The sequence below is a fragment of the Vibrio sp. Vb1554 genome (genome assembly GCF_033344235.1).
On record NZ_JAWPOJ010000064.1, the window covers coordinates 1 to 4,095 of the forward strand.

General features: G+C 40.4%; 3 protein-coding genes. 2 read left to right on the forward strand and 1 reads right to left on the reverse strand.

Translation table 11 applies throughout. The annotated features are described in order from the left end of the window. The first annotated feature begins 144 nt into the window (after positions 1–144). Positions 145–564: a hypothetical protein gene (locus tag R8N28_RS23485; protein ID WP_025789263.1), complete on the forward strand. Its 420-nt coding sequence runs from the start codon at positions 145–147 to the stop codon at positions 562–564. A 563-nt stretch (positions 565–1,127) separates the two neighbouring features. Here the strand turns inward: R8N28_RS23485 and mobC are convergent. Continuing rightward, positions 1,128–1,889, reverse strand: a complete 762-nt coding sequence (gene mobC, locus R8N28_RS23490) for a MobC family replication-relaxation protein (RefSeq protein ID WP_318183471.1) — start codon at positions 1,887–1,889, stop codon at positions 1,128–1,130. A 1,276-nt stretch (positions 1,890–3,165) separates the two neighbouring features. On the opposite strand from mobC, the gene R8N28_RS23495 reads away from it, so the two are divergent. After that, on the forward strand, positions 3,166–4,095 hold a 930-nt coding region (locus R8N28_RS23495; RefSeq protein ID WP_318183472.1), incomplete at its 3' end, for a hypothetical protein.

Genomic DNA, 4,095 nt, shown 5'->3' on the forward strand with positions numbered 1-4,095 from the left:
TTTGCTTGACGGTCGCTCTTGGAGTTGCCATTCCTATGGTGGTTGGTGCGATGGTTTGGGTTGGTGTTGATGTAATTATTTCTAATATTTGGGATGAAAACAAGATAGAAGAAAACATAATAAATGGCTTAAAAGAGGCCACAAATGCTAAATAGAATTCTGATTTTTTTAGGAGTCCCTCTTGTATTAATCGGGATGCCTTTCTTATTATTTGATGCGATAAGCCCAATACTGGATGTTTATATATATCATCCAGAATCTATAGCGTTAACCTCCGTTTTTTCTATAGTTCCTTTTTTATCATGGTTTTGGTTTTTAAGTATAATAGGGTTTGTTTGTATTTGTTTTAATAAGCGTCCTGAATTACCTAAAGAGTGGAGTAAATATTTAGGAACTTACATTCCTTGTTTTCTATTTGTCATTGGGGTTGTTTTTGGAACGATTGGAAAAGATGCAATAAAGAAACACCTTGTTGATAGTGGTTACTTTTTAATTACTACAGAAAAGATAAGAACATCATTTTATATATCTCTTGATAAAGATATATACCATAGGGCTGATTAAACAAAAATTTGAGAAGAGTATGCAACAAAGATCTTTGCATTGATCATTGAGATCTAACGATTTTAGGATTAATCTCTATCCCCAGATGTGAAAAAACCACTCTTGCCGGAGTGGTTTTTTCGGAATACTCACAAATGATGACCAAATCGTTGTGTAAGTCCTTCCATGATAGACCATATCAAGTAAGCACTTCAAGAGTATTTCTGCACTCTGTTTGGAATCAAGATGTTTTGGACAGAACGACGCGCATCACTCACCGACCAAGGGATGTTCCAAAGGTGAGAGGTAAAGGCACTAATCAGAACTAAGCGTAAAGCTCGATAACACCGCCCCTTGTAGCTGCTAGAGGGGACAAGCGGAAAAGGAATAACTGATTAGTGTTGTGTGACTGGAACGGGGGCGAAAGCTTTACACACAGCGCAGGGCAGCCCGAAAGGGTAAGAGACAAAACTCCACGGAAAGCGACCATAGATGATACCCAAATCACTCAAGTTTAGAGTTGAAATGGGTAGGGGTCGGCGCAGCCGAAAGGGCTGATTTGGGGAGTCTTGCGACAACCTTATTCACCGCTTTTGGTCTCTTGTTTCTTGTAAGGTCTTTACCTCTTCTAATGTGAAGATTCGGTAAAGGTTTGAACGATAATACTCGAATGGGTGCTTCGATTCTTTGAACCTTATGTATTCAATTTTGTTGAAGTGGTTCTCTAACAGCTTTTTCATTTCGTTACTCTCAACGATGAAAAAGACCGCATGCCAGTACCCCTCTTTTTTTGCCTGTATGTGATCTTTAAAAATGGTCCGGTAGCGTGATGGTGTTTGAATTGTTTGCATCAGTTCGAGTGCAATCTTTGCTCCCGAAGGACTTTTCACCAAACCATTCGGTTTGTGTGCTACCTGATATTTTTTGCGTACATCTTCATGCTTACCATTTTCCCAATCACGCCATCCATTTTTTTGTAGCTGGAGCTGCACAAACTGTACTTTCATTTTATGTTCTGCATTCTTGGCCGTGACTCGGTACGGTACAAAACTCTTCTCTCTGCCATTACTTTTCTGTTGGTTTTGCGCAAGGCCTAAGTCGGTCACTCCCCACAATGCAAGCTTTCCTCTTGGCGTTTTTAGTTCGTACTTTTTGATGAGACCTAAGCCTTTTAGTTTTGCCAGTAAACGATCGAGAGGCTGTCTTTTCTGATAATTCAAAAGCACCATTAAGTTGGTGATTGTGGAGTACGTTTCTTGTATTAAAAACTGTATGACGCATTGCATGTTGTCTGCATTTCGTTGGTAACGTTCGGTCTTATCTTGGATCAGATATTGTGTGTTCATCGGCCTCTGCCATCGGTGTCTATCATCGGGGGAGTATAGTACCCGACCGCAGACACCGATGAAATCTAAACAATAAAAGGATGTTTCGCCAAAGGGCGAATATTGAAAAAGCGTGCTTTTTCAATGAATTAGAATGTAAATCTTCGGGGCTGGACGCCCCTACAATTCAAATTCTAATTTAAAGCAAAATCCGCCTCGCTCCGCGAGACCAAGCCCCTATAGAGCGTGAAAAATGTCGCCCTTTTTGGACAAGTCCAAAGAGTCTCGTTTTTACATCGTTATACGGACTTGGTCTCGCCTGCTCAACGGATTTTGGGGCAAGCCCCCAAACCAAACCGCAGTTTAGGAACTGCTCGCCTTTTCGTTTGGGAACGGGCGTTTGGTTCGGCTCCCCCTGTCGATAAAAAGGTTCGGGAACTCACCTGTTTTCTCGATGCTACGTTGAACACTTCGCATTTTTTTCTGACTAGCAATTGAACCCCGCAAGGGGGCGCTTGGGCGATTGAGCCAGAAAAAAACATTGCTCACTAACTCACTTTGTTTCGTTGTTCGAGCTGTCGCCTCGCGCAGCTCGTTGCCGGTTCGTTTGTCTTGGTAAAAACGCTTCGCTTAGTTTCACCAGGACAAACAAACTAAGCAGTTATGTTGTAACTCAAGGTTCAGTGTTAATTCGTTGATAGGCGCTTTTTGAGTACTTCCTAATCCTAATGCGAGCAATATTATGGTCATGTAACGTTTTTTGAAGTTCATGCTTTTCGTCCTTTCTTTTCGTAAATCTCGACACAAGTTAGCGTGTTTCATTTTTCTCTATGATCTTAAGATCTCACGCTGTTAGTTTGCTGTCATTTGAGCCAAGTTTTGAAGTAACAAGAGTTACTCTTTGGTTCAGTGAATGTGAGTTTAATTCGAATAATTGTTGCGATGCGTCGAACGACCATTTGTGTGGTTTGAGCCAACTAGGCATTCTTTATTTTTGGGTAGTGAAAAATGCCTAGCTGTAGTGAACATGTGAAAAACGAGCATTTCAGTAGTGATTTTGAATGAATCGAGAGTGAAGTTTGATTGCTATGTAAATCGTCTTAGAAGCGTCACAAACTTTCAGAATGGTTTTGTGTGTCTATGGGTGAGTTTGATGCCGAAAATGGCTTGCAGAGCGTTTGAGGGGCTTCTAAGTGGTGTTTTTGATAGTGAAGTTGCCTATTTAACATATGACCAATATTACGCACCTTTAAGAGTCGTTATGATGTCATCACGTTAATTGAGGTTAGGTGAACTGATGCCACACAATTTTTTGGATAGAAAGAAAAAACCGTTGAGTTCTTCTGGTGGAGGTTATAAGCCACTCCATGAAGAAGAGTCATTAAGAAAACCGCAAGCTCGAGAAGAAACAGTAAGGGAGCGAGCTGCCCGCCAACGTCGAGAGCGTCAAGCTGAATTGACGTATACCCAAGAAGATTACGCTCGTTGGGAAAAAAATCGTGTGCGTGCTACTGCAGAACGTAACGCGGCAGCGTTACAGGCCTACGATCTAACAGAGCCAGAATGGAACAAAGATCTACAAGACGATTTGAAAGAATACTTAGAAGGTAGACATACACAAGTTTGTATTTTCTCTGTTGATGATGCCGCAAAGTGTGCGATGAATATCTGGCATCAAAAAAATGAAGAAGGGGAAACGATTGGAAGTGAAACTCTGAAACTATTAGATGACATTCATTCAAAAATAGATATGGGCATAGGTATTATTACTGCGGCAAAAATATCAAAAGCTTTAGGTGGCTTTGGCATTACAGTTAAACAATATATTGATGCTCAGGGAATAGAACGAGTAATAATATCCAGTCTCTGGAATGACCCTAAGAAGTATTATGCTGTTGTTAATGGATTAAATATCAAAAAAAATTATCCATATAGAATTACAAACCCTACAATTAAGCAGTTGGGTGTTTTAGCTGAAGATACATTAAATGGATTTAAGAAAGGGGCTGTTTTAAGTTTAATTATATCGGCAACAATCAATACTAATGAATTGATGTTTAATGATGATTATCATTTAGTTGATTGGTGCGGTAGTATGGGAAGTGATTTGTTTAAGCTTTTAGCCACTGGTGCAGTTGTCGGTGGGATTATTTGCTTGACGGTCGCTCTTGGAGTTGCCATTCCTATGGTGGTTGGTGCGATGGTTTGGGTTGGTGTTGATGTAATT